The sequence below is a fragment of the Flavobacterium pedocola genome, from assembly GCF_053764385.1.
The window spans coordinates 1-3,497 of sequence record NZ_JBSNCR010000016.1; the positions used below are offsets into that span (position 1 = coordinate 1).

The window sequence follows — 3,497 nt, forward strand, 5'->3', positions numbered from 1 at the left end:
ACTGATCGTGAACACTCCGGCTGCAAAACTTCCGGTTACTCCCGCAGGTAAACCTGCAACAGTAGCACCTGTAGCATTCGTTACACTATAAGTAATATTTGCAATAGCAGTATTAATACATACTGTTTGGTTAGCAGTTGCTGCAGCAGAAGTTAGCGCAACAGCTGGTAGTGGAGTTACCACAACAGTATTCGACAATGCCAATGCTGTCGTACAGCCAGGAGGTGTAAAAGTATATTGAACTCCATCCACCCAAACAACTCCTCCAGTTCTGGTAATTACAATAGTATTTGTAGAAACAGTAGTTGTAACCGTTATGTATTGTAACACATCATTAGGTGCTGCACTGAAAGTTCCGATATTAGCTGTACCATCTGATATGTTTACAGCACCGGAATTACTATCTCTTGCAATACTTACTGTAATGTTAGTACCAGCAGGAACGGTATGCTGAAGTGTTATTGTCAAAGTAGTCGTAGTCCCATCTACAAAAGCACAGTTTGCACCAGACGCGGCTGCTCCTGACGCTGAAATCGCTCCTGTCGCATTAGCCGGGGTAGTCCCTCCAGTAGCTGAAAGACCATTCCCCGTTACCGGTGCTGCAGCTGTTGCAACTGAAGTTCCGTTGAAAGTGGTATTCACTACAACCGAAGGAACAGTTACAGTAGCAGTACCTGCCCCGCTTAAAACTACAGTTTGAACTCCTCCTCCATTAATATTATAGGTTACCGTTGCATTTGGAGTCCCGGTAACATTGAAAACTGCATTATTACCAGAACATACTGGAGATGTAGATGTTACTGAAGCTGTTGGAGCAGCTACAATAGTAACAGATGTATTTACATTAATAATCGGACAACCTCCGCCCGGATTATAATTGTAAGTAACAGTATATGTCCCAGGAGTACTTGTACCTGTATTAATTGCTCCTGTACCAGCAGTAATAGACAGACCTGCCGGTGAAGCACTATAAGTTCCACCTGTGTAAGATCCTACTCCGGTGATTGTAACCGCCTGAGAACCTGCAACATTACAAAATGGCGATCCCGTATAACTAATTGTAGCTGAAGGACATGGACATGTTGCATTAATTGTAACGTTTCTTCTATACTGACAACCAAATTCATCGGTAACTGTAAAAGAATACACGTATGATCCGGCTCCCGTAAATGGACCTATTGATACGTTGTTCGCTAATTGAGTTCCAACACAAGGCCCTGGTGGTGGGCATGCTCCAGGTCCTGGATTAATTGCGCTAGTTGTTGTAGTAGTTTGTGCCGGAACTGCCGGTCCTGATCCAGTAGTAGACCAAGTCGCCGTTGCCAAATCAGGTGTTATGGTTTGTAAACTTGCATAACATGATGTAGGGAATGTTAATGACCAGTTTGATAATACTCCATCGTCAAGACCGATATTATCCCTCACCTGTAAAGTCCAAACCCCATTCATTGTCGCGCCATTCAAGGCTGTAAAAGGGTTTGTTGAATTGTAAGTTTGCGGAATATAATAACTAGCTGCTTCGCAAGTACCTGTGTACACAGCACATGTTGCAGTAGTTGTTGTGGTTGCTCCGGCTGCCGTCCAGGCAACACCTCCCGAGTTAACAACTGAATACTGAGCAACACAGCCCGGATCTAAATCATCGGCAGCATCACTACAAGTTCCGAAGTGAATACTTCCACCGTGCTGATCGTAAACCATTACAGATTCACCAGAAGGCGAAATCAATGTTATCTCCAAATCTCCTGAATAAGAATGCTCTAAATTGAATGTTAAAGTCGGATAACATCCGGCACTCATAGTAGCTCCCGCAGGAAACAATCCGGAAAAATCTAAATTTGAAGTATAGTTGGCTCCTGATCCATCCGGAAGAGAAACTGGTCCCGAAATTACGGAAGGAGTCATTTGGGTTATCGTTTGAGAAATAGCTAATCCGTTAAGCGTGACACTATTTCCACAGGTAACCGGAACAGGACCGGCTGTAGTTCCGGTAAAAACTGGCTCCGGCATTACCCTGACTGTCCTCGTAACGGAATTCATACTCAAACAACCTAACGGATCCGTACTTGTATTATTATTTCTAACTCTTAAGCGAACTACATATAATCCAGTTCCCGGAAAAGTATGGTTCGTATTCGGTGTTGCTGTAATACTTGTAGTTCCATCACCCCAATCCCATTCATATCTTACAATACTACCAGAAGCAGTAGTTGAATTTGATGCATTGAAAGCAACAGTAAGTGAGCCCGGATTTAAGGAAGCCGGAGGACAGATATCTACCGTAGCCGTACTAACCATTGCTGCCACAGGAGGTGTACACGGCGTCACACAAGAAATAGACGCTGACCATCCTGCATACTGTAAAATGGAGTCTGAAGTAAAACGAAATGTTATACACCCATCAGGACTTGTAGAAGTAACCGTAAAAGCTCCTAAATTCCCCATAAAAACATCATCTGCAGTACCTGAAACGGAATTTCCATGCCACATTTCGAGGTAATCATAATTGTTTTCAGTGTTAAAAGCCGTAAAAGAAACTCGGATTAAATCTCCGGGAGTTGACGGACAAAAGGTAATCGTACTACTTTGACTAGCACCGTAATCCGAGTTATTACCTTGATCTCTAAACGTTCCCGAACACGTACTGATAGTACCATTAGCACCATTAGCCATAACATAAGTCTGGCTAAAAGAAACACTACAGATTAGTAGAAATAGTAGGGACAAAAAGTAGTTATTTTTCATAATAACCTATTTTACAGTTGTTAGTTTGTTCTTTAAATTCTGATCAAAGGCATATATATACCACAATTCCTCTTTGGAATAAATAGTTTTGACTTTAGCTGAAAGCGAGTTAATAAAAGCACTCCCCGTTGTATAATAATTATAGTACTCAGGGGCCGAATCTTTATACTGCATCATATCTGCATCTGAAATATTTTTTAAAAATTTCAAATCCTCAGACGTGTATTTCTCTTCGGAAAGTTTGCCTTTAAGTTTATGCGACAAGTCATAAACTTTCATTTTGGAATGCATTCGATACCCTGGAGGTAAATTAAATTTTCCGTTACCATTATTATCCGAATGAACAGTTTGCGCTGTAACCGTCATTGAAAACATGGTAAAAAATAATGCGAATAAGAAATACAGATGCTTCATAAAATTTCATTTAAAATTTATGGATAGTAATATTGACGAAAAGTAATTTTTAAAGGAAAAAGGAAAAATAAAAAGAAGAAACAACCTACAAGCCTTACCAATAGAGCGCTTGCAGTCAAGAAGAAAAATATACAGAAATATAACACAAAAAATTTTTTTAGTCATTTTGCCTTGGAAATATTAAAATTCTGTTAATTAACAAATATGCAAAACTTTAGCAATAAAAAAAACATATTATACATAATATTTTATTTTTTTTTCAACAACTTTTTACGATTTACCAACTTTACCAATTTTTTAATAAAAAAGGGCTACCAATTGGTAGCCCTTTTTTATTA

Annotated in this window: 2 protein-coding genes; both read right to left on the reverse strand. The window is 39.7% G+C overall.

Going from position 1 to position 3,497, the window contains the following annotated elements; all coding sequences use genetic code 11:
- The coding region (locus ACWPKD_RS15160) for a proprotein convertase P-domain-containing protein (RefSeq protein WP_455413533.1) at positions 1 to 2,745 on the reverse strand (2,745 nt) is incomplete at its 3' end.
- 6 nt (positions 2,746 to 2,751) lie between these two features.
- Positions 2,752 to 3,159 carry a hypothetical protein gene (locus ACWPKD_RS15165; RefSeq protein WP_455413534.1) on the reverse strand — a complete coding sequence of 136 codons (408 nt, stop codon included), beginning with the start codon at positions 3,157 to 3,159 and terminating at the stop codon, positions 2,752 to 2,754.
- Positions 3,160 to 3,497 lie beyond the last annotated feature (338 nt).

Bases quoted from the DNA above. Each gene is read 5' to 3' on its own strand.
- ACWPKD_RS15165 (WP_455413534.1), bottom strand. From the start codon at position 3,159: ATGAAGCATCTGTATTTCTTATTCGCATTATTTTTTACCATGTTTTCA.